Origin of the sequence: Pseudomonas sp. URIL14HWK12:I12 (genome assembly GCF_003097135.1) — a bacterium.
GTDB lineage: Bacteria > Pseudomonadota > Gammaproteobacteria > Pseudomonadales > Pseudomonadaceae > Aquipseudomonas.
Genome location: NZ_QEQL01000021.1, coordinates 1 through 1,192, shown reverse-complemented (window position 1 = coordinate 1,192; position 1,192 = coordinate 1). Strand labels below are relative to the sequence as shown.

The following is a 1,192-nucleotide window of genomic DNA, read 5'->3' as shown; positions in this document are numbered from 1 at the left end:
AGGCTAAAGAATTCAAAGAATTCAAGGCGGGGGGCGTAATGGGGGTTGCGGTCCGTGCCACTTCAGATGTGCTGAAACTGGAGATGCAAAATGAAACAGAGTCACGCAATGGCACTATATGTGATCTCACAGCCTCCACTGAAGCGTTGTGTCGCATTATTGATGGCTTAGTTATAGCCCCGTGGATGCCAAGGGTTGGAAATTTTCAGGTCTGGAGTGGGCTCCTTCATAAAAAGTTCGCTCGTGGGAAACCATACTATGAAACATTGCTGGCCGCCGCTGAGAAGTTGTGGTCTTGCAATATAGAGAGTACTAGGCTTCATCTGAAAGACCCCAAATGTCTCAAAGACCTCAAAGACCTCAAAGACAAGTTTGTTAGTAAGGCCGGCCTTTTTGCTATGCTGCGTATACAAGAGCGTGTCCGATTGAAGTACCCTGAGGTCAAATCTGCCAAGAAAACACTGGATGAAAAAGTTTTTCCAGCACTTGTATTACCAGAGCTTGTATTAAATGGTTCGACGATTTTCGCTGTTATGGAGGGGCGCATGACTTCTGATGAGTGTCCGGCGTTATCTGAGCTTGACACCCTCCGTGCGTTAATGGGTGAAGCTGTACCTGTTAAGTATAGAGGCGCATTCTTACAGGGGGGGGGCGATCTATTGGCCAAAGCAGGCGCCTATGCAGTTACAACGCTTGCTTCGCCAATTTTCGATACCCCGTTCGGTTTTTTTCTGAAAATGGTCATGGGTGTTCACTACCTGCATAGCCTGTTGCAGGATATGGGCTGCTCGGAACTTTATAAAAAACCGTCCGGCCACCTGGGTTTGAAGCAAAAGCCCAACTCAACGAAGGTAAGCGCATTCAGCATGCGCACGCAGAATGTCGACTACACCCCCAATCACGAAATCAAAAAAATCACTTCATCCGAAAATAAAATTTCCTACCGGTGCTATTACTCAGCCAAAGGGGTCAATACTTTCGCCCTAGACCTTGCAAAAGATCTCTATGCTTTCCCAGCAGAACTAGATGAGTTACCAGCAGAACTAGATAAGTTATTAGCGTTGTCCTGTCCCGACATTCCCGCCGAGGCAGCGCCACCGCTGATGGCCGAATACCAGTGTGACGCCCATGGCAACCCACTGGGCCTGATCCTCTACGGTTATCGCACCGTCAAGCGCAACGAGCGCCAGGT

General features: G+C 48.7%; 1 protein-coding gene. It reads left to right on the top strand.

The window, feature by feature from the left end:
- The coding region (locus tag F474_RS22765; RefSeq protein WP_165830366.1) for a hypothetical protein at positions 1 to 1,192 on the top strand (1,192 nt) is incomplete at both ends.